The 20,669-nt window shown below is 60.9% G+C and carries 18 protein-coding genes; 13 read left to right on the top strand and 5 right to left on the bottom strand.

Annotation, left to right across the window (positions count from 1 at the left end):
• Positions 1-14: 14 nt before the first annotated feature.
• The 5 genes from KQ933_RS22330 to KQ933_RS22310 form a co-directional block, all read right to left on the bottom strand.
• Positions 15-797 carry a putative DNA-binding domain-containing protein gene (locus tag KQ933_RS22330; protein ID WP_216760036.1) on the bottom strand — a complete coding sequence of 261 codons (783 nt, stop codon included), beginning with the start codon at positions 795-797 and terminating at the stop codon, positions 15-17.
• The gene (locus KQ933_RS22325) at positions 787-1,812 is read right to left on the bottom strand and encodes a DUF692 domain-containing protein (protein ID WP_216760035.1); all 1,026 of its coding nucleotides are present in this window, start codon (positions 1,810-1,812) and stop codon (positions 787-789) included. Before KQ933_RS22325 ends, KQ933_RS22330 begins: the two co-directional genes overlap by 11 nt.
• 31 nt (positions 1,813-1,843) lie before the next feature.
• Positions 1,844-2,113, bottom strand: coding sequence for a DUF2282 domain-containing protein (locus KQ933_RS22320; protein WP_183726113.1), 270 nt, complete (start codon positions 2,111-2,113; stop codon positions 1,844-1,846).
• Positions 2,114-2,336: 223 nt separating this feature from the next.
• Entirely contained in the window at positions 2,337-3,410 is a 1,074-nt protein-coding gene (locus KQ933_RS22315) for a patatin-like phospholipase family protein (RefSeq protein ID WP_216760034.1), read from the bottom strand.
• Positions 3,411-3,439: 29 nt separating this feature from the next.
• On the bottom strand, positions 3,440-4,270 hold the full coding sequence (locus KQ933_RS22310) for a 3-hydroxybutyrate dehydrogenase (RefSeq protein WP_216760033.1): 831 nt from the start codon (positions 4,268-4,270) through the stop codon (positions 3,440-3,442).
• 179 nt (positions 4,271-4,449) lie between these two features.
• Here KQ933_RS22310 and KQ933_RS22305 point away from each other — a divergent pair, with 179 nt between their 5' ends.
• The 13 genes from KQ933_RS22305 to KQ933_RS22245 all read left to right on the top strand — a co-directional run bounded on the left by KQ933_RS22305 (position 4,450) and on the right by KQ933_RS22245 (position 20,667).
• Positions 4,450-5,346 carry a LysR family transcriptional regulator gene (locus tag KQ933_RS22305; RefSeq protein WP_216760032.1) on the top strand — a complete coding sequence of 299 codons (897 nt, stop codon included), beginning with the start codon at positions 4,450-4,452 and terminating at the stop codon, positions 5,344-5,346.
• A 191-nt stretch (positions 5,347-5,537) separates the two neighbouring features.
• Positions 5,538-6,038: a cupin gene (locus KQ933_RS22300; protein ID WP_253958390.1), complete on the top strand. Its 501-nt coding sequence runs from the start codon at positions 5,538-5,540 to the stop codon at positions 6,036-6,038.
• A gap of 91 nt (positions 6,039-6,129) precedes the next feature.
• Positions 6,130-7,335, top strand: a complete 1,206-nt coding sequence (locus tag KQ933_RS22295; RefSeq protein WP_216760031.1) for an MFS transporter — start codon at positions 6,130-6,132, stop codon at positions 7,333-7,335.
• 92 nt (positions 7,336-7,427) lie between these two features.
• A complete protein-coding gene (locus KQ933_RS22290; RefSeq protein WP_216760030.1) occupies positions 7,428-7,910 on the top strand; it encodes a DUF302 domain-containing protein in 483 nt (160 codons plus the stop codon).
• A gap of 222 nt (positions 7,911-8,132) precedes the next feature.
• On the top strand, positions 8,133-8,426 hold the full coding sequence (locus KQ933_RS22285; RefSeq protein ID WP_367882541.1) for a transposase: 294 nt from the start codon (positions 8,133-8,135) through the stop codon (positions 8,424-8,426).
• 272 nt (positions 8,427-8,698) lie between these two features.
• A complete protein-coding gene (locus KQ933_RS22280) occupies positions 8,699-11,308 on the top strand; it encodes a LuxR C-terminal-related transcriptional regulator (protein ID WP_216760029.1) in 2,610 nt (869 codons plus the stop codon).
• Positions 11,309-11,407: 99 nt separating this feature from the next.
• Positions 11,408-13,099, top strand: coding sequence for a hydantoinase B/oxoprolinase family protein (locus tag KQ933_RS22275; RefSeq protein ID WP_216760028.1), 1,692 nt, complete (start codon positions 11,408-11,410; stop codon positions 13,097-13,099).
• Positions 13,096-15,156, top strand: coding sequence for a hydantoinase/oxoprolinase family protein (locus tag KQ933_RS22270; protein ID WP_216760027.1), 2,061 nt, complete (start codon positions 13,096-13,098; stop codon positions 15,154-15,156). Before KQ933_RS22275 ends, KQ933_RS22270 begins: the two co-directional genes overlap by 4 nt.
• Position 15,157: 1 nt before the next feature.
• A complete protein-coding gene (locus KQ933_RS22265) occupies positions 15,158-16,231 on the top strand; it encodes an ABC transporter ATP-binding protein (protein ID WP_216760026.1) in 1,074 nt (357 codons plus the stop codon).
• 59 nt (positions 16,232-16,290) lie between these two features.
• Positions 16,291-17,463: a PotD/PotF family extracellular solute-binding protein gene (locus KQ933_RS22260; RefSeq protein WP_216760025.1), complete on the top strand. Its 1,173-nt coding sequence runs from the start codon at positions 16,291-16,293 to the stop codon at positions 17,461-17,463.
• A gap of 74 nt (positions 17,464-17,537) precedes the next feature.
• A complete protein-coding gene (locus KQ933_RS22255) occupies positions 17,538-18,404 on the top strand; it encodes an ABC transporter permease (RefSeq protein WP_216760024.1) in 867 nt (288 codons plus the stop codon).
• Complete coding sequence (locus KQ933_RS22250; protein WP_216760023.1) at positions 18,401-19,204, top strand: ABC transporter permease; 804 nt, start codon at positions 18,401-18,403, stop codon at positions 19,202-19,204. Before KQ933_RS22255 ends, KQ933_RS22250 begins: the two co-directional genes overlap by 4 nt.
• Positions 19,205-19,794: 590 nt before the next feature.
• Positions 19,795-20,667 (top strand): DUF3616 domain-containing protein, encoded by an 873-nt coding sequence (locus KQ933_RS22245; RefSeq protein WP_216760022.1) that lies wholly within the window; start codon positions 19,795-19,797, stop codon positions 20,665-20,667.
• The last annotated feature ends 2 nt before the right edge of the window (positions 20,668-20,669 follow it).

Here is a 20,669-nt window from a genome sequence, read left to right as displayed (position 1 = left end):
GACTTCCATCCTGTTCAATGGGTTGCGAGCTTCAGGTGACGAATGCGGGTGACAAGGCCTTCGGCGAAGAGGCCGCGGAAGGCACCGGCGAGATCGAAGTCAGGCGTACGGGCGAGAACGCGGCTGACGGCGGCCTCCAGGCTTGCGCGCTTCTTCAGCATATGCAGGAACGCGAAATGCCCTCGATCGAGGCGCAGGAACCGCATGCTCTCGTCGCTGCGCCAGAGCGCGATCCGCTCCGGCCGGCGGCTCAGCTTCGCCAGAGCTTCGATATTCCCGCCGGCCTGATGCGCGGACCATATCTCCAGCGCCGGCCAACGGCAGACGAGCAGGCGCAGCGAGGGCTGGAGAAAAAGCTCGGGAGCAGTGTCGGCTTCGCCGTCTCCCAACTGCACCAGGCTGCAACCCGGCAGCGCCGGCGCATCGAGCGCCTCGGCGATCATCCATTCCAGCCGCGCCGTCTCGGCAATGAAGGGCATGCAGCGGATGTCTTCGAAGACTGCCAGAAAGCGGGAAAAATTGCCGCCATAGCGGACAAGCCGCGCCTCCTGCGGCGGATTGTTGCGGATGAAAACGCCGGCAGCGTAGCGAAAGTAGTCCTCGCCCAAAAGCCTCAGCGTGACCGGAAAGACCGCGATCAAGGTCGCCGTTAGCGAGGCGAACGTATTGTTGCGATAGATGTTGAACCGGCGCGAAGGGTCGAAAGCCCCTTTCGCCAGTACTGGCGCGAGATCACCGCCATCGTTGCGGAGGATGGCTTGGGCGATCCTCGACTGCAGGGCGCAACTAGAGAGCATGGCCAATCCTCCTTGCGCCGGAATGGTTGGCGAAGACGGACGGCTTGATCGTCGCAAGCGCGGCGAGCGCCGGCATCGGTCCCTTCGGACTGTCGGGCCGCAGCGGCAGGATCATGCCCTCGAAGCGGCTCGTCGGGGGTGCCGGCCTTTCCGCCAGCATCCGGTCTTCGAAGGCAATCGATTGCGCCAGCATATCGGCCCACATCGCTTCGCCGAGCAGGACGTCGAGGGTGGGCACATCCGTATCCCACTCGATGAGCGTCGGACGCGGGCCGATCTTGCGGATCACATAGGCATAGAGCGACCAAACCGCCGGCGGAACGCGCGAACCGTGGTCGTCGATCAGCACGATGTCGCCTTCGATCTCGTTGATCGCATGCCCGGCAAGATGAATCTCGCCGATGGCGCGCGCGGGAAGCTGGTCGATGAACGCCTTGGCGTCGAAGCCGAGATTAGAGGCCGAGACATAGACGTTATTGACGTCGAGGAGCAGGCCGCAGCCGGTCATGCACACGAGCTCGGTGAGGAATTCCGCCTCGGTCATCGTCGATCCCTCGAAGGCGACATAGGCCGAAAGGTTTTCGATATAGACGCGCCGCTGGAGCGTATCCTGCAGGCGCGAGACATTGGCGGCGACAGCGATGATGGCCTGGGCATCGTAACGCAGCGGCAGAAGATCGTTCAGATAGGCGCCATCGGCGGCGCTCCAGGCGAGATGCTCAGACACCAGGCTTGGCTGGAAGCGCAGGCAGAGCTTGCGCATGCGCTCAAGATGATCGCGGTCGAGGCCGGAGCTGCTGCCGAGCGAAAGGCCGACACCGTGGATGGACAGGGGATAGCTTTCCCGCAGCTGCTCGAGCGCGTCGACGGCCGCCGAACCGCCCATATAGTTTTCCGCATGGACTTCGAGCCATCCCGCCGAGGGGCGGCGAGACAGCATTTCGCCGATATGCTGGGAGCGAAGACCGATGCCCGCAGCGGTTGGCACCGGATTGCTCGGAAATATCTTGGACATCGATGACTCCTTTGGTTGAAGCGGAGAAAGGTTAGGCCTTGGGTTCGTTACTTCCGCCGGTGATCTTGGTGCAGGTGCCGGCCGGCACGTAGATCCAGGAATCCTTGGCGTTGTCGGCCGTCGATGTGCCGGCGCAGGAGTGGCTGGCGGTCTGGCAGTCGTTCAGGCCGGCCTTGACGACGCCAAAGCACTTTTCGAACGAGAAATCCGGCTTGGCAGTCGGGCCGGCAAAGGCGCTGCCTGCTGCCACGGAGGCGGCGGCGGCAAGGGCCGAGCTGATGAGAAGACGGGTGGCATTCATGAGAAATCTCCTGGGTTGTTGCGTGAGGTCAAACCGTCATCGGCTTGACTGTCCTCACCTTCCCAGAAGCGAGCCTTCACCTGAAATGCTGTCTCTGCATGGTTTTGATACCCCGCCTCTATGCGTCGACAGTTGGCGACAAGAAGAAGCCCTCCGCAGTTGAACGGAGGGCTCAAGGTGGGCATTTGCGGCGGGAGGCAGAATTTGTGCAAATGCCAAAGGATCAGAGATAGCGCTCGCGGATGTCCACCGTCGAGCGTTTGCCGATGTCCTGATAATTGGCCTGCAGCCATAGGTCGGCGCATTGCCGGCCGCGATCCCTCAAGTCCACGAGCGCGCCCCAATCGGCATTCAGCTTGCTCGAAACACTGAGGTTTTTCATCGTCTCGTCGTCGGAGATACCGTGCACGAAAATCCGCTTCAGATTGGGCGGCGGTGCCGGCGCCGCGTCGATCAGCTGCGTGACGAACGCCACCGCGCGCATCTCTCTCAGCAGCGATGAATTGAAGCTTATCTCATTGATGCGATTAAGGATTTCTCCAGCCGTGCGCGGCAGGTCCGCTCGCTCGATTGGATTGATGTGGACCACGATGACATCGGGGGTGTCGCAGCCATAGATCAGCGGAAAGATGGCGGGATTTCCCATATAACCGCCATCCCAATAGGCTTCGCCGTCGATCTCAACCGCTTGGAACAGGAAAGGCAGGCAGGCTGATGCCATAACGGCATCGATAGACAATTCGTCATTGCCGAACACCTTGACCTTGCCGGTCCGCACGTTGGTGGCGCAGACGCTGAGCTTGACGGGGCAGCGCGCCATCCGGATCGCCTCGAGATCGATCGACTGTTCCAGTACCCGGCGCAGCGGGTTGAAGTTGAACGGGTTGAACTGGTAGGGCGACATCAACCGGGTGACCAGGTCGAACATGATGAATGCCGGCGAGAACTCAAGCGATTTCGAACCGGTGAGGCGATCGAGCAAGCTCGGCTGCAAAGGTCCGGATGCGGCCGCGTGGCTGACGCGGCGCCAGAAATTGGCGAGCGCCGTCTGCGCCCCGCTTCGCCCGCCCTCGGCCAGACCGTAAGCCATGACCGCGGCATTCATCGCGCCGGCGCTGGTCGCCACAATGCCTTCAAATGAAAGGCTGGGCTCCTCCAGCAGCCGATCGAGCACCCCCCAGGTGAAGGCGCCGTGCGCACCGCCGCCCTGAAGGGCGAGATTGATCGTCCGGGGCTCGCGCTTGGCGGCCGAAGATTCGAGCTGCATTCCGGGCCGTGTTCCGACATGCTTATTCATGATTGCCACCCTTTTCTCGAATGATGGGTTCAGTGCGCGGTCCAGCCGCCATCGACAGGGATTGCTGTGCCCGTAATCGATCCGGCGAGATCGCCGCAGAGGAAGACCGCAAGCGCGCCCATTTCTTCAACGGTGGCAAACCGCCTCGTCGGCTGGTCTTTCAGGAAGACCTCTCGGATCACCGCATCCCGCGCGATGCTATGCGACTTCGCCTGATCTTCGATCTGATGTTCGACAAGTGGCGTCCAGACATAGCCGGGGCAGATCGCGTTGCATGTCACCCCATATTCCGCCCCTTCGAGCGCGATCGTCTTCGTGAAGCCGACAATGCCGTGTTTGGCCGCCACATAGGCGGATTTGAACGGTGACGCGATCAATCCATGGGCCGAGGCAATGTTGACGACCCGGCCATAGCGCCTCGCGCACATGTTGTCGAACGTCGCCCGGACGAGATGAAAGGCGGAGGAGAGATTGATGGCAAGGATGGCGTCCCACTTTTCCGGCGGGAACTTGCCGACCGGCGAAACGTGCTGGATTCCAGCATTGTTGACGACAATATCAACCTGCCCAAATCGCGCCACCGCCCTCTCGACCATCATGCGGATGGCTTCCGGTTTCGTCATGTCAGCGGCATCATAGGCGACGTCGACATCGTTATCGGCGGCAATGCCGGCGCGCAGCGTTTCGATCTCGGCCGGGTCGCCAAAACCGTTCAGCATGACGGCGGCCCCCGCCCTCGCAAGCGCTTGCGCGATGCCGAGGCCGATCCCGCTGGTCGAGCCGGTGACAATGGCGCTGCGCCCCTCCAAGGGCTTGCGGCCGACGAGAGTATCAGTTTCGGGATCAAAGGCGTTCAGCATATCTCTCTCCACTACGATCGACTACGCCGTCTGGCGTTCTGTAATCACAGTGAATGACGGACCTTCGCTTTAGAAATGCCGGTCTGCTATGGAATTGATAAATCCATGGCATTGGAGGAGAATGCCGCCCGCGGAGAATATGAGGGCATCGCAAATCGAGTTCATGCCGAGGGGCGGCCATGGATATCCATCATATAAGGTACTTCCTGGCCGTGTGCGAAACGCGCAACTTCACGCGCGCGGCGGAAAAGTGCAATGTCACCCAGCCGGCTCTCAGTCGTGCCGTTCAGCAGCTCGAGGACGAGGTCGGTGGCCTGTTGTTCCGCCGCGAGCGCAACCTGACGCACATAACGGATCTCGGCAACCTGCTTCGCCCGCGATTCCAGCAGATCCAGGACGAGTTGATGGGTGTGCGTACGGAGGCGTCACGATTTCTCTGTCTCAGCGAAGCACATCTCAAAGTTGGGATCATGTGCACGATCGGACCGCGCCGGTTTACCGGCCTCCTCACCGATTTCAACATGCGCCACAAGGGTGTCCAGTTGCAGTTGATCGAGGGGGTGCCCACCCGCCTGTCCGATCTGCTGGAAACCGGCGAAATCGATGTGGCGCTGATGTCGACGGCAACGAGCTTTCCGGAACGCTTCGACGTAACCTCGCTCTTTCGCGAAAGGTTCATGCTCGCGTTCCCCGCCGGCCACCGACTTAGCCAATACGATGCCATTCCCATTGCGGCGATCGACGGTGAAGTCTACCTGCGTCGCGTCAACTGCGAATATTGGGATTACCTCACGGACCTCTGCGATGCGCAAGGCGTCAAGACGCTCGTCTCCTATTCCAGCGAACGCGAGGACTGGATCCAGAACTTGGTCGCCGGCGGCCTTGGCATCTGTTTCATTCCCGAATACAGCGCCGTCATTCCCGGATTGCAGGTGAGACCAGTCGCGGAACCGGAGGTCTTCCGCGACGTCTGTCTCGTGACCGTCGCGGGCCGCCGCTTCTCCCCGGCGGTTTCGGTCTTTGTCGGCGCCGTAAAATCCTACGGCTGGTCAGGCTCGTCGGGCCGTTCGCACTGACCACCTCATATTAAGATCCGTGGCGAACACAGCCTGGCAAACCACCGGGCATTCGGCGTTCGCGCCGCGGTTGGCAATAGCCCACAGCTATCAAATTCAGAAGCATCTGGCATTTCTCTTTCGGTCGGGGCTCCGCCAGTCTTTGCACATGCTCGGCACCGTCCTCGCCGGGCTCCAACAAGGAGAAACCGATGATGAAGCCCGTATTGAACACCGACCGCTTTTCCTTCGCAGCCCTTGCCTTGGCCGCATTGGCCTTCGGCGCCGGCCTGCCCGCCACGTCCGCCCTCGCCGGCGAATGCCCAGCCGATCAAGTCGCCGAAGACGGCATGACGCCGGGCCCGATGACGCCGAAGGGCGTTACCGACACTGTCATCAAGACAATCGATCTCTCGTCCAAGGGCGACGCCTGGAAGGGCAGCATGCTGCGCATGCGCAAGCTCGTCGTGCAGCCGGGCGGCATCGTTCCCTGGCATTCGCATGAGACGCGCCCGGCAAATATCGTTGTTGTCTCCGGCTCGATCACCGAATACAGCAGCACGTGCAAGGTGCCGATCCTCCACAAGAAGGGCGAGGTCACCGCCGAGTTCGGCCATCTCTCTCACTGGTGGAAGAACAATGGCAAGGTTCCGACGGTGCTCTACTCCTCCGACATACTCAGCCCGGAAATGCACGACGATAACGCCATGTAACCGGTGCCTTACCAGCTGAAGTAAGCCTTTCCGTTCGCCGGCGTTTCTCGCATTGCAGGGAAACGCCGCACAGCTCCCGGAGGACTAAGCAATGACCGATGTCGAGCAGTCACTCAGGACATCCGTTCACGCGCCCGCGTTGGCTCGCGCCGACAGTTGGCGGTTTGGACTGATCGCGCTCATCGCCTTCCTGACCTTGGTCGATCTCTTTGCGGCGCAAGCCGTATTGCCTTCCCTCGTCGAGAAGTTCCAGGTCAGCCGCGCCACGATGGGGTTCGCCGTCAACGCCAGCACCTTCGGCATGGCCGTCGCCGGTCTGCTCGTCGCCTTCTTCGGCAGCGGCCTAGATCGGCGCAAGGGCATTTGGATCAGCCTCGCGGTCCTGTCAGTTCCAACGACACTTCTGGCCTTTACCGACAACATCATCGTCTTCGCAGCGCTACGCGTGCTTCAAGGTCTTTGCATGTCGACGGCCTTCACGCTCACGGCCGCCTACCTCTCCGAGCACTTTTCCGCCGGCAAGGCCACCGGAGCCCTGGCTGCCTATGTCACCGGCAATGTCGCCAGCAATCTCTTCGGCCGCATGCTGTCGGCCGCCGTTGCCGGCCTTGGCGGCTTGTCGGTGAATTTTCTGATGTTTGCGGGCCTCAACCTCCTCGGCGCCGCCTTGGTCTGGTTCACGCTCAAAGGAACGGCCGGCATGATGCGGACCGATAATCGTGGAGGCCTCACCATGCGCATGTGGGGCGTTCACCTTGCCGATCCAGACCTGCGCCGCGTCTTTGGTATCGGCTTCCTCATCCTCTTCGTGTTCATCGGTACCTATACCTATGTCAACTTTCGGATCGTGGCTTTGGGCGTAAGGCCGATGGCGCTCGGCCTTGTCTACCTGGTCTTCCTCCCGTCGATCCTCACCACGCCTTTCGCTGGCAAGCTAGCAAGCAAAATGGCGCCGGGAACCGCAACCGTAGTAACGCTTGCTGTCGCTATCGTCGGGCTCGTAGCGCTTCTCAGTCCATTTCTGCCAGTCATCCTGGGCGGATTGACGCTGGTCGCGGTCGGCACATTCCTCGCGCAAGCGATAGCGACCGGCATCGTCGGTCGGCGTGCCATGAGCGACAAGGCTGGAGCGAGCGGCATCTACCTCGCATCCTACTATGCCGGAGGCATGATCGGCAGCGTGGTGCTTGGTCAGGTCTACGATCACGTCGGCTGGAACGCATGCGTCTACGTGCTTATCGCAACCCTCGGGGCGGCAATGATGCTCGCGGGTTCGCTAAGTGTTCCGCACCGATAGGTCCTGCCCGTCCGGACGGCCAAATTGGGTCACCCCTTCCGCGCGAAGCCGGTGACGATTTTCAATGCAGAGACAACACAAGGAGAAATGACATGCAGAAAATGATCAGCCTACTTGTCGTGGCCGCGCTTTCGTTGACGGTCATCATCATGTCAGCACCGGCTACAGTCGTCCAGGCAGGTGCCAGCGGCGGTGTAGTTGTTTTGAAGAGCCACTACTCAGTCGACGAGACTGTCAGAAGGATCAAGGACAGCGTCGCAGAGAAGGGCATAAAGCTGTTTGACGATATCGACCAAGCAGCACTTGGCAATGCGGCCGGCAACAAGGTCCGCCCTTCGCGCCTGATCTTGTTCGGCAATCCGGCGCTTGGAACGACGTTCATCACCGCCAATCCGGTGGCCGGGCTCGATTGGCCCGTCCGCGTCCTCGTCTATCAAACGACGGATGGAACGGTCCGTGTCGCCTATACGGATTTTGAGTGGATCGCGCGACGCCATGGCATCACCAACCGCAGCAAGGAATTCAAGATGGCGTCCGAGGTCATTAAAGCGGTAACGAAGCCGGTTCAGTATTGAGCTGGCGGCAGTGCAACAGCAATGGGGAGGGAACGACTTCCTCCTCATCGCAAGACACTGCGGCAAGCTTCTCCTCCCACACCCTGGCCCCACAGAAGCAGAACCTGAGATGAACCCATCGGTCATAAGGCTTGCAGTTGAACGGACTCGAACCAGCGTCGCGCCAATAACTTAGATGCCCGGCGAAGAGTCTGGCTTTGAGAGCAATCTCCAATCGCGAACTTGCGGCGCCGAGCGTTCAGTGGCGCCGCAAACACAAGAGTCTTATCAGAGCGCCAGTCCAAATCCGGCAAGATCTCGTGGCTCAGCAGCATACTGTACACGGAGGGCCTGTTCCGACACTTCGACAATCGAAGGCAAAATCGGCTCTTACCCTGGCCTCGCCCCTCGCCTTGGCAAAGCGGCAACGTCAATCGCGAACAGGGTGTCTCTAAGGCGGGAAATCCGCGTTTGCGAGCGACCATGGTCGAGCTCGCCTGGTCGTGGTTGCGGCATCAACCGAAATCGGCGTTGTAGTCGTAAAAAGCTAAATCTAGAATTCGCCACCACGGCCGCGAACTTGAGCGAATGCTGACGCTCAGACACATTACTGCTCGCCAGCTACAGCGCTGAAGACGTTTGGCGGGGGAGGTGAAGAACCTATCCGGCACCTTGAAATATGGAAACCTTGGAAGCAAGCTGGTTCCATGAGCACTCATAGCCGTTTTGCCCCTCCGAACCCTGCTCCAAACGCTGTCCGGCGTCGCAACCTTCTTCAGCGACTGGGAGACGGAGGGTTAAGGCGCCTGATGACGATCGTCGCGCCTGCAGGATATGGGAAGACATGTCTTGCGGCGCAGTGGCATGACAACCTGCTTGCATCGGGTCAACAGGTCGTCTGGGTCGGGCTCGATGCGGAACACAGCAACTATAGCCAGTTCATCCTCGTTCTCCTGGAGGCGTTCGACCGGCTGACGCCTGCAGACAGGATGGCACGCGATACAGCAAGCCTGTCCTCGGCCGCCCTACTCGGTATCCTGGCTACACGGCTTCGCCATTTCCCTGCTCCGCTCACCCTCTTTCTCGACGATTATCACTTTGCCCAGACGGACGCGACAGAATCGGTCATCGCACGACTGCTGGCCGACAGCTCGCTCGAACATCTGAAATTCGTGCTGATCTCCCGAAGCGCTCCGCGTTTTCCCATCTCGTCCCTGCGGCTCAACAACGACCTTAAACTGGTCGGCGTCAGCGAGCTGGCGTTTTCGGACGTGGAAGCGGAAGAATTCTTCGCTGGTAACGGCATCGCGCTGACTGCCGACCAGATTGGCAGCCTCAACAGACGCACCGAAGGCTGGGCGGTGGCGCTGCAGATGGTGCGGGTGCTAGTGACGGACAATATCGAGGCGGAGGCAATCCTTTCCTATTTTGACGCCGGAACGGCGGAAATGGGCAGCTACCTTTCCGAACAGGTCTTCGCCAATCTGCCGGCACGCACAAGGCGTTTCCTGATCGAGACGGCGGCCTTGCCGGCACTCAATCGCGAACTGGTCTCAGCCATCAGCGACGAGGCGGACGTTTCGGCTACCTTTCAGGATCTCGCCAGGCTGGCGCTCCCGATCGCCGTCCTGAGCGGCCAGGGCGGCTGGATCCGCTATCATCCGGTTTTCAGTGCGTTCCTCAAGGAAGAGGCCGAACGTCAAGATGTCGATACGCGGGTCACGCTGCAGAGGGCTGCCCGCTGGTTCGAACAGCAAGGTGATTGCGACAGTGCCGTGCGACACGCGCTTTTGAGCGGCGAGGCCAATCTTGCTGCGCGCATTGTCGAGGCTGCGGGGGGCTGGCGGAGGGTCTACGCCACGACCCGGGGCGGCACCACCATGTTTCAGGCGATCATTGATAAGGCCGCCGAGATCGATCTCAGCCGCTTCCCGCTGACGACGCTCGGTCTTTCGGTCGTCAGCGCAAAGGCGGGGCAGCTCGACGCAGCCAATCACTACCTCGCGATCGCCGAACACGGCATAGCGCGGAGCAGTGAGGCGCTGGCCGCCGATCTGAGGGTCGTGCGCATACTGCTCTCGCTTTACACCGATCGTTCGGCCAGCAATACGGATCTCTCGGCGCTGGAGGACGACCTGACGAAGCGCGAGGGAATGGAACTGATCCACAGGGCCCTTGCGCTTAACATGCTCTGCTACAATTGCCTCATCCGCGGCGACCTGGAACGGGCGCTGCATTACGGGCACCTCGCCATTCACGCCTTCCGCGACGGCAATGCCGATTTCGGCGCCATGCATCTTTATACCCATGTTGGCCAGGCCGCCTATTTCAGTGGAGACTGTGCCAAGGCGGCCGAGGCCTATAACCGATTGATCGCTGAAGCGCAGCGGAATATCGGCGTCGGAAGCGATCTCGATGCGGTGGGCCAGGTCCTAAAGGCGGAGTTGCTGTCGATGAACGGCCACGAGGATACGGCTGAGGCGATGCTCGACTGGGCGTTGCCACATCTCGAACGCCACGATACCTGGTTCGATTTGCTAGCCGCCGGCTTCCTGGCACAGCAGCGCGTCCTGCTTCTCAAGGGTGATCAGGTCGCAGCCCATGCCGCCATCGATCGGGTTCATGCCGCCGCTGGCCGCCGTGGCTTCGACCGTCTGACATGGCTGGTCGAAGGAGAGCGTGTCAGGCTCCTGCTTGCCTTCGGCGATATAGAGCAGGCGATGCGATACGCCGATGCCAAGGGCATGGGGCGCAAATCGGTGGGTTTAGACAGAGCGAACGACCTCGCCATCCATCCGCGCGGCACAGTCCCGGCTCTGCTCTGGACACGCATCCACCTTGCGCTCGGCGACTTCGTCAGTGCCCGCGGATGCCTCTCACAACTGATCGTCCGGCAGGTCCGCAAGCCGAACGTACCGCGCGCGATCGAACTAGCGCTGCTGGATGTGGGCCTCATGGTAGCCGAAGGCCGGAAGGACGAAGCTGCCGCCCGGCTCGGCGACCTCGTCCTTGGTGTCTCGCTCGGAGATTACAGAGCGCTCCTATGCATCGAGGGGGTAGGCTTTGTCGACACACTTCGCGCACTCGCTTCTGACGTGTCAACGCCTGACATCGTCGGACGGCGGCTGGCACAATCCCTCGGTGAGGATTGGCCGAGTCGCCTCGGTTTCGGCCGCAAGAATGCAGCCGAGGTTCAGCCAGACAGTGGACTCACCGATCGGGAACGGGGTGTGATGGAACTGCTGAGCACTGGCCTCAGCAACAAAGAGATTGGTCGCAAGCTCGACATGAGCGACAATACGGTGAAGTTCCACCTGCGCAACATCTACGCCAAGCTCAACGTCAGCACCCGCCTCGCTGCGGTCAACGTCGCGCGGGATCGGGGCGTTCTGGCCGGGCTGACCTACCCGAACGGGTAGGGCGCTTCGAACTCTTCCTACCCGTCTGACAGGCTATCCAACCTCAAGCAACGACGCTTACTCTGTGCCTGCCAATCCATGCAGCGATACGTGAGCAAGATGACTTTTGTTCCAGATCCCATCGATCCCGTCACCCAGGAAATCATCGAGGGTAAGCTTGCAGCGACTGTCGACGAAATGGGCATCGTCATGGCCCGCACCAGCATGAGCCCGGTCATCTACGAAGTGCTGGATTTTGCCTGCGGCCTCCTGACCGCGGAGGGCGAACTGGTCGCGCAAATGAACGGCATTACACTATTTACCGGTACGTTCGGCGCGCAGGTCAAGGCATTGATCTCCCGCTACGATGGAGATATGGCCGACGGCGACGTGCTGCTGACCAACGATCCCTATGCCGGCGGCACGCATGCCTGTGACTTTGCTGTGGTCAAGCCCATCTTTGTCGCCAAAGAGATTGTCGCCTATGCGATCAACGTCGCCCATTATCTCGATGTCGGCGGCTCTGTTCCGGGCAGCCTTGCGCCGAACGCAACCTCGGTCTTCCAGGAGGGCCTGCGCCTGCCGGGTGTCAAGATCGTTCGTAGCGACGTCGTCTCTTCGGAGCTGATCCATATCATCAGCGAGAACGTTCGGCTCCCCGAAATCGCCCTTGGTGACCTGACCGCGCAGATCGCCACGGTGCAGGTCGCGGCGCGGCGTATGTCGGAACTTACCGGCAAGTATGGCAGCGCCATTGTCAAGGCGGCTTTCGTAAACCTGATCGCCGTCAGCGAGAAACAAAGTCGCACAGCGATCGCCGCCCTGCCCGACGGCACCTACCACGCGACTGATGTCATTGATGGCGACGGCGTCAGTGACGGCCCCATCGAGGTGAAGGTCGCGGTCACGATCACGGGCGACAGTATCACTGCGGACTTCACCGGTTGCCCACCGGCCGTGGCAGGGCCGATCAACTGCGCGAGAGGCGCGCTGGAATCGGCATGCCGTACCATCATAAAGGCGCTTGCCGGTCCGCAGGCGCCATCGAACGAAGGCTGGTTCCGCCCGCTGAAGGTCGTCGCGCCGGCCGGCACCATCTTCACCGCACAAAAGCCCTCACCCACCGGCTGGTATTACGAGGGTTCGGTCCACGCGTCGGAATTGGTCTGGAAGGCACTTGCGCCGCTGATGCCCTCACGTTTTTCGGCCGGCTCTTATTCCAGCCTCTGCGTCGTCTATGTCTCGGGCAAGGATGCCCACGACCAGCCCTTCATCCATATCGAGCCCCAGCATGGCGGCTGGGGCGCGAGCGAGGATCGTGATGGGGCAAACGCGGTGATCGCGCTGACCGATGGCGATACCTATAACTATTCGGTCGAGGTGATCGAGGCCCGATATCCGCTGCTCGTCAAGCGTTACGGTTTCAACATCCAGGCGGGCAGCGGGGCGGGGCGAAGGCGCGGCGGCTTCGGTATCGTGCGCGAATACGAGATCCTATCGCAGGACGCATCAGCCTATTGCAGCTTCGGCCGCACGAGGACCCTTCCTTGGGGAATGAATGGCGGCCACCCAGGTTCGGCGAACGTGCTGCAGGTGGTCAAGTCTAAGGCTGTGGATTGCAACGAATACGGCCGCGCGGCCCATATCGATCTTAAACAAGGCGATGTGTTGCGCATCGTCACCGGCGGCGGCGGCGGCTGGGGCGACCCGCTTGAGCGTGAGGTTCAACTGATCGAGCAGGACCTCGACAACGGTTTCGTAACGGAACAAGCGGCCGTTGAGGCTTATGAATATCGCAGGAGAGCGGAATGATCAGGCTGGCGACCGATGTCGGGGGAACCTTCACAGACCTCGTCGGCTATGACGAGCGAACAGGCCGGCTATTTACCGCAAAGAGCCTGACGAGTGTCGACGATCAGTCCCTCGGCGTTCTCGCCGCGATCACGATGTCGGAGCAGCGGGATGGGCTGCGGACCCGCGACGTGACGTTCTTTGCCCACGGCGGCACGACGGTCATCAACGCCATCACCGAGCGCAAAGGCGTGCGCACCGCGCTGGTCACGACAGCAGGTTTTCGCGACGTCCTGGAGATCGGACGCGGCAATCGCCCTGACCTCTATAACCTGCAGTTCCACAGTCCCGAACCTTTCGTCCCACGCCATTTGCGCTTTGAGGTGCGAGAGCGCATCGACGCAAGCGGCAACGTCCTCACGCCCGTCGAACTGGACGATCTGCGCCCGATCATCCAAAGCTGTCGCCAACAGCAGGTGGAAGCGATCGCCGTGCTGTTTTTGCACAGCTACGCCAATCCCGAGCACGAGATCTTGTGTGCCGATATCCTGGCCGATGCGCTTCCGGAATTGACGGTTTGCGCCAGTCACGAGGTTTCGCGGCAATGGCGCGAATATGAACGGTCGAACACCGTCGTGCTCAACGCCTATGTGCAGCCGATCATCCGGCACTATTTTGCGCGGCTGGAAGCGGCGCTGACCGATCGCGATCTGACCTGCCCCTATTACGCCATGCAGTCTAACGGCGGCATCTCCACCTTTGACCAGGCCACCCGCAGCCCACTCACCCTGGTGGAATCCGGGCCGGCCGGCGGGATTGCGGGTGCTGCGCGCATCGGCGCCGCGATCGGTGAGAGGGAAGTCCTTTCGCTCGACGTTGGCGGAACGACGGCAAAATGCTCGCTGATCCATGACAGCAGGCCGACGCTCAACGCCGAATATCGTCTGGAACATACCCGTATCAAGCCGGGGCACGCTGTGCAGGTCCCGGTCGTCGATATCGTCGAGATCGGCTCCGGTGGCGGGTCCATCGCCTGGATAGATGAACGTGGTGCGCTGCGGGTCGGGCCGCACAGCGCCGGCTCTACGCCGGGGCCGGCATGTTACGGGCGCGGCGGGACGAAACCGACGCTTTCGGATGCTATCCTGACCGTCGGGATCTTCGATCCGGCCAACTTTGCCGGCGGCACCATGGCGCTGGACAAGGCAAAGGCGGAACAGGCGATTGCCACCGTCGCCAATCCGCTCGGCATGTCAGCGGAGGATGCGGCGATGGCGATCATCGAGATCGCTCATGCCAACATGATCAACGCCTTGAAACTCGTGACCGTTCAGCGCGGCCATGACCCGCGCGACGTGGCCTTCGTCATCAGCGGCGGCGCCGGCCCGGCGCTTGCTGCACGGCTCGGTCGCGATCTCAGCGTCAAGGCGACGGTGGTGCCACCGCATCCGGGCATTTTCTCAGCCTGGGGCATGCTCGCAGCCGAGCCCCGCGCCGATTTCCGAGCGACATGGTTCTACCCTCTTGATGACGCGGCGGTAAGCGAGCTGAGCCGCCGCTTCTCACAAATGGAAGAGGAGGCCATCACTTATTTCGCCAAAGGCCGGGATGCCGCGATCCAGTTCACCTACCGCGTCGAGGCGCGCTATCGCGGCCAGGAGCACGGCGTATTTACGCTCTTCCGGCGCGGGGATGATGCAGCCGCTTTCGCCGACCGTTTCCATACCGCCCACGAAAAGGCCTATTCCTTCCGCCTGCCGGACTCCGCGATCGAGATCACCACGCTGCACCTCGAAGCCGTGCTCAGCGGGCCTGTAATAGCACTGCCGAAGATTCCGCGAGCCGGACGCCCCGAGGCGGGCCGCACCGGAACGAGAAACGTCTATTTCGGCACCGCGCGCGGCTGGCTGGCCTGCCCAGTATTCGACCGCAGCCGGCTGCCGGCCGGCGAAAGGCTCGAAGGGCCTGCTATCGTCGAGGAGGCAACAGCGACGACGCTGGTGCTCGAAAACCAGGTCATCGAAATGACGGAAACCGGCATTCTCGTGATCCGCGAAGGGAGCCGCATGGCGCGCTGACATGGCCATATCGATCGAAATCGATGATGTCGTTAAAAGCTACGGGCCGGTCACCGCCGTTGACAGTGTGTCGCTGTCTATCGCCGCTGGCGAGTTCTTTACCTTGCTTGGCTCGTCAGGCTGCGGAAAGAGTACGCTGCTGAAGCTGATCGGCGGTTTCGAGACGCCAACGTCCGGACGCATCGCCTTCGACGGCAAAGACATCGGCGCAGTCCCGGCAAATCGACGCCCCGTCAATACCGTCTTCCAGGGCCTCGGTCTTTTTCCGCACATGACCGTCGCGCAGAACATCGGTTACGGTCTGAAACTGAAGGGCATGTCGGGCGGCAAGCTCGACGCCAAGATCAACGAAGCCCTCGAGCTTGTCGAACTTTCCGGCTTTGGCCCGCGTGACGTCAACCTTCTCTCCGGCGGCCAGCGGCAGCGTGTGGCGCTTGCCCGCGCTCTGGTCATGGAACCCGGTATCCTGCTGCTGGACGAGCCGCTGACCGGGCTCGACGAGCGCTTGCGCCAGCAGATGCGCGACGAATTCGGTCGTCTGCACAGGCGAACCGGCGCGACTTTCGTCCTCGTCACCCACAATCAGGACGAAGCCGTGAGCCTGTCGGACCGCATGGCCGTCATGCACGGCGGGCGGATCGCGCAGGTGGATACGCCAGCAGCCTTCTACCGCACGCCAGCCAATGCATTCGTCGCCCGCTTCGTTGGCATCGATTCCCTGCTGCGGCCGGAGGCGGTCCGCGCAGGCGGCGGTCGGGGCGAAGCGGTAGTGGCGGGGCAGAGCCTCCCGGTACGGATCGCCGGGCCGATCGACCCACAGGTGAGCCTCGTCGCGATCAGGCCGGACCGCCTTTCGCTTGTGCCGGATCCGGCGGGAACCGAGGGCAAGCTGGAACTGACGCTGACTGAAACGACCTTCCGCGGGCTGCATCGCGATGCAAGGCTGAGCTTCGCCGACGGACAGTCGGTGCTGGTGGCGCTAGACGCAGACCTTCAGCCGTTGGCGCCGGGTACCCGCCTTTCCGTGTATCTCAGGCCGGACGCCGCAGTGCTGATCGCGGCCGGCGGCGCCTAGCCCGCGTCACAGGAGAGACAGAACGACAATCGAAAGACCTAACAAAAAGGGGAATGACGATGACAAAACGATATGACAGGCTTTTATCCTCCAATGCCAGCAACGTGCAGCGCCGCCAGTTCCTGGGGCTTATGGGAGCGGGTGCCGCGGCATTTTCGCTCGGTGGCCTCGGCCTTGCCGGGCGGGCGCAGGCGGCCGACACGGTTGCCTTCTGGGCGACGGCGACGCTGGACATCGGCGACAAGTGGCAGGAATTCGCTTCACAGGTCGGCATAAGCCCGGAATTCACCGACAACGGCAATGATGTCGGCCCGGTCGTCGCGCGCCTTGCAGCGGGCAATGCCAACGACCTCTTCGATGTCGGGGGCTTCCAGGGTGGAGCGGAAAAGGAACTGGCGCGCCAGGGGGCAATCATTCCCTGGGACCTTTCGAAAATCTCCAACTACGAGAGTGTCTGGCAATGGGCCAAGGACATCCCCTATCTTAAGCACGACGGCAAACAATACGGCATTCCGACCGTCGTCAATGCCGACTCGATCATCTACCGGCCCGACAAGCTCGGCAAGGTCGATAGCTATGGCGCGATCTTCGATCCCAAGCTGAAGGGTCGCGTCGCGATGGAGGACGCCTGGATCAACAGTGCCGTCTTCACGGCCATGTATCTGAAGGAAAGCGAGAACAAGCCGATCACCGATCCCGGCAACCTGACGGAATCCGAACTCGGGCTGGTGATGGAATTTCTGATCAAACACAAGAAGGACGGGCAGTTCCGTACCTTCTGGAACGGCTGGGAACAGGGTGTTCAGCTCGTCGCCGACGAGGAAGTCGATGCAATGACAGGCTGGGAGCCGATCGTCTACGAGGGGCGCAAGCGTGGTCTGCAGGTCGAATATGCAGCACCCGTCGAAGGCTACGAAGGCTGGGGCAACAATAGCGTTCTCCTGAAGGGCGCCGGTGACCGTGGCGTCTCTGATTCCGCTCATAAGTTCGTCGATGGCCTGCTCGGTGGTCTTTATGGCTGCGAGCTTGGCAAAGCGCGCGGTTATCTGGTTCCAACTGACAAGAATGTCGAATACGCCAAAGTGCATTCCGACGAATACAAGCCGGAGGATGTTCAAGCGCTCGGCGACCATGTGAAGGCCAAGTTCGCCGGCAAGGTCTACTGGCAGAATTGCCGGCCGGATAATTTTCAGCTCTATGAGGAGTGGTGGCAGAAGCTGCGTAACGCCTGACCGCAGCTATTCGATCAGACCAGACCATTCGCGGCGCCTTGCTGCCGCGAACAGCCCTCAGCCAAGGTTCAGACATGCTCCACCCATTCCGCTCTACTGCCCTTTCGCTGATCTCACTACCGCTTTTTGCCATCATCGTCTTCGGCCTGGCGCCGCTGGCGGTTGTAGTCACATGGAGCTTTTGGACCTGGGATGCCTCGACCTACTGGATCAAGCCGGATTTCAGCTTTGCCGGCTACGTCGCAATCTTTGATGCCGGACGCTGGACGGTCATTCTGTCGACGCTCGCGAAAGCAATGGGCGCAGCGCTGCTCTGCCTGCTGATTGCCTATCCTTCGGCTTATGCAGTGCATTTCCTCGCCGGCCGCAGGCTCGCCGTCATCCTGCTCGCGCTGATGACGATCCCCTTTTTCACATCCTATCTCATCCGTTCCTTTTCCTGGCGCCTGGTGCTCGGACGCACCGGTGTCGTCAATACCGGTCTCCAAGAGCTTGGGCTAACCACGGCGCCGATCGACTGGCTGCTGTTCAGCAACTTTGCCGTCCTCACCGGCCTCGTCGCCTCCTACCTGCCGTTTGCGACCTTTCCGCTGTTGCTCTCGATGCGCCGGCTCGACACGACGGTGCTGGCCGCCGCCCGCGACCTCGGAGCTGGTTTCTGGAAGACGCTGACGACGATCATGATACCGCTCACCATGCCGGGCATATTTGCCGGCTTTCTATTCGTATTCGTCATGGTCGCCGGCTCCTCTACTGAAGTGCAGATGCTGGGCGGCGGCGGTGCCACCATTATCTCGGTGATGATCAACGACGTTATGCGCGTTGCGAACTTTCCGCTCGCATTTGCTATCTCCACCGTCGTGCTGGCCGTAATCTTCACGCTCGTCCTGATTGGCAATCGACTGTTCGGCCTTGCCTCCCTGTTCGAGGATCGCACATGACGGCGCATTCGGAGGGCCGAGCGAACCGTTTCCTGATCTGGGTCCTGACGATTGCCGGGCTCATCGTTATCTACGCGCCGCCGCTCTACCTACTGGCAGTCTCGTTCAATCCCGCCTTGCAGCCCGGTCTGCCGAACCTTTGGGACATCACGCTGAAGTGGTATGTCTCGCTCCCCGAGGAGCGGGCACTTGTGTCCGCGTTGCAGCAATCGGCGATGATAGCCACCCTGACCGCGGTGCTCGCGACACTGTCGTCTCTTGCCGCAGCGCTCGCCTATTTCGAGCTCCATAGAAACCGCACTGCCTGGTTCCTCACCGTCATCCTGCCGATGTTCGTGCCGGGCGTGATCCAGGGTCTTGCGCTATCAACGGTCTTTACTCGCATCGGCATCAGGGCCTCCATGCTGACCGTGACGGCGGGGCATCTACTCTGGGCCATGCCCTTCGCCTTTATCGTCATCCTGACGAGTTTTGCGGCGGTCAAGCCGTCCTACCTGATGGCGGCCGCCGACCTCGGCGCCAGCCGCTGGCGGCAGTTTCGCGACGTCACGTTGCCGTTGATCCGTCCTGGCCTTGTCAGTGCCTTCATCTTCTCGTTTCTGCTCTCGCTCAACGAGTTCACACGATCTTTCTATCTTGCCGGCCGACAGAACACGCTGCCGGTCGTCCTGTTCGGCAAGATGAACGCCGGGGCCTCGCCGACGATCTATGCGATGTCGGGGGCGATATTCATGCTGTCAGTGGCGCTTGTTTTTCTGATTGCGCTCAAGCTTGCCGCACGCGGAAAGCCGAAATTATAGCACGCATTGACATGCTCTTGCTCGGCACGGACAATTTTGATCGCTGCCGCTAATGCCGGGCAGAGCCTCTGTGCCACACGTTCACCTTGATGAAATCCGAACCACGGATGTCGTCAAGCGCCGACCTGAGTGGCGCATATCGAATTCTGAAAGAAGCAATCATGTCATTTTCAGTGCACCCGGGCAGGAAATGCTTGTAGGGAGACACTGGATCCTCTCTCAGTAAGTGCGAATTTGAAATGTCTCCGAGACTTTATATCAGATTAAACCGAGTACTTAATTCCAAAGAATATCTGGCGCAGCGCGAATTTTCAATATACACTCATTTTTAAGTAGAGTGGATGGGATGCACTCCCTCTGACTTCGTCTAGCATGCAATCTTGTCGGACCGGTACTTCATTGACTGGAGGTGCTGCATGCGTGCGCTTGGGTTTTTTCTGCTATTGACGCTTTCGGCTGTCGATGCGCGCGGCGACATTGTTCGCTCGCCGACAGCCTGGTCGGTCTCGCCGCCATTCGAGAAGAACGCCGATGCCCGTAAGGCGCTCAGCGGTGCTGCATGCATTCCGGGTGCCGGGCGATGCCTGGCGGTGAATGACGAAAAGAAATATGCCCAGTTCTTTGATTTGAATGACCATAAGCTGGTGCCGACAAAACTGATAAGGCTTCTTCCGGACAAAGTCGACGGCGTCGAGATGGATGAGATCGACGCCGAAGGTGTCGCCTACCTTCCTGGTTCTGAGGCCGCAGCCACGTCGTATTTTTGCGTTACGGGCTCGCATGGGCTGTCACGAAGCGGCGTGACGCAACCCTCACGCTTTTTCCTATTGCGCTTTCCGGTCGATCCATCGACGGGCCTTCCGACGTTCGAATTTGGCGACTCCGATCCAGGCCCTGAGATCGAGAGGACGGCGCATTTGCGTCAGACAATCGCAAGCGCGCAAACGATCGGTCCCTTTGCCGAGAAAAAACTCGATCGAAACGGCGTGACCATCGAGGGTCTCGCCATCAAGGCCAATGAAGCCCTGTTCGGGCTTCGCAGCCCCTGCCTGGACAAGAAGGCCTTCGTCATGCGCGTGCCTATTGGCGAACTCTTCGGGGCGACGACGCCGTCCGCCACGGTGAGCGAGATAAAACTGGAAGACAATGTTGGTATCCGCGATCTGACCGCCGTCGACAACGGTGTTTTGATCCTAGCCGGCCGGAGCGACGACGACAGAGGTGATGGCACCTTCACCTGCGGCGAGCAGCGCGCCCCTCCAAAGCCCGTGCCTTCGCTATGGTTCTGGAGCGGTAAGAACGAAGACGCCGCCAAGCCGTTAGGCCCCCTGCCAGGCGTTCAGGCGAGCGACAGTGCCGAAACCGCGATCGTGCTCGACGAAACAAGCACCGCCTATCGGGTCCTAATCCTGTTTGATGGGGTCGAGAACGGCGCGCCGGTCGAATTTTTGGTCGATAAATAAGC

Source organism: Rhizobium sp. WYJ-E13, from assembly GCF_018987265.1.
In the GTDB taxonomy this organism is placed as follows: domain Bacteria; phylum Pseudomonadota; class Alphaproteobacteria; order Rhizobiales; family Rhizobiaceae; genus Rhizobium.
This window is presented reverse-complemented; position numbering and strand designations above follow the sequence as displayed.

What these genes read in the sequence shown, in the direction of transcription:
- KQ933_RS22280 (WP_216760029.1), top strand. Translation starts at nt 8,699, where the DNA reads ATGACGATCGTCGCGCCTGCAGGATATGGGAAGACATGTCTTGCGGCG.
- KQ933_RS22260 (WP_216760025.1), top strand. Translation starts at nt 16,291, where the DNA reads ATGACAAAACGATATGACAGGCTTTTATCCTCCAATGCCAGCAACGTG.
- KQ933_RS22325 (WP_216760035.1), bottom strand. Translation starts at nt 1,812, where the DNA reads ATGTCCAAGATATTTCCGAGCAATCCGGTGCCAACCGCTGCGGGCATC.
- KQ933_RS22320 (WP_183726113.1), bottom strand. Translation starts at nt 2,113, where the DNA reads ATGAATGCCACCCGTCTTCTCATCAGCTCGGCCCTTGCCGCCGCCGCC.
- KQ933_RS22305 (WP_216760032.1), top strand. Translation starts at nt 4,450, where the DNA reads ATGGATATCCATCATATAAGGTACTTCCTGGCCGTGTGCGAAACGCGC.
- KQ933_RS22300 (WP_253958390.1), top strand. Translation starts at nt 5,538, where the DNA reads ATGATGAAGCCCGTATTGAACACCGACCGCTTTTCCTTCGCAGCCCTT.
- KQ933_RS22250 (WP_216760023.1), top strand. Translation starts at nt 18,401, where the DNA reads ATGACGGCGCATTCGGAGGGCCGAGCGAACCGTTTCCTGATCTGGGTC.
- KQ933_RS22295 (WP_216760031.1), top strand. Translation starts at nt 6,130, where the DNA reads ATGACCGATGTCGAGCAGTCACTCAGGACATCCGTTCACGCGCCCGCG.
- KQ933_RS22275 (WP_216760028.1), top strand. Translation starts at nt 11,408, where the DNA reads ATGACTTTTGTTCCAGATCCCATCGATCCCGTCACCCAGGAAATCATC.
- KQ933_RS22330 (WP_216760036.1), bottom strand. Translation starts at nt 797, where the DNA reads ATGCTCTCTAGTTGCGCCCTGCAGTCGAGGATCGCCCAAGCCATCCTC.
- KQ933_RS22290 (WP_216760030.1), top strand. Translation starts at nt 7,428, where the DNA reads ATGCAGAAAATGATCAGCCTACTTGTCGTGGCCGCGCTTTCGTTGACG.
- KQ933_RS22310 (WP_216760033.1), bottom strand. Translation starts at nt 4,270, where the DNA reads ATGCTGAACGCCTTTGATCCCGAAACTGATACTCTCGTCGGCCGCAAG.
- KQ933_RS22265 (WP_216760026.1), top strand. Translation starts at nt 15,158, where the DNA reads ATGGCCATATCGATCGAAATCGATGATGTCGTTAAAAGCTACGGGCCG.
- KQ933_RS22255 (WP_216760024.1), top strand. Translation starts at nt 17,538, where the DNA reads ATGCTCCACCCATTCCGCTCTACTGCCCTTTCGCTGATCTCACTACCG.
- KQ933_RS22315 (WP_216760034.1), bottom strand. Translation starts at nt 3,410, where the DNA reads ATGAATAAGCATGTCGGAACACGGCCCGGAATGCAGCTCGAATCTTCG.
- KQ933_RS22270 (WP_216760027.1), top strand. Translation starts at nt 13,096, where the DNA reads ATGATCAGGCTGGCGACCGATGTCGGGGGAACCTTCACAGACCTCGTC.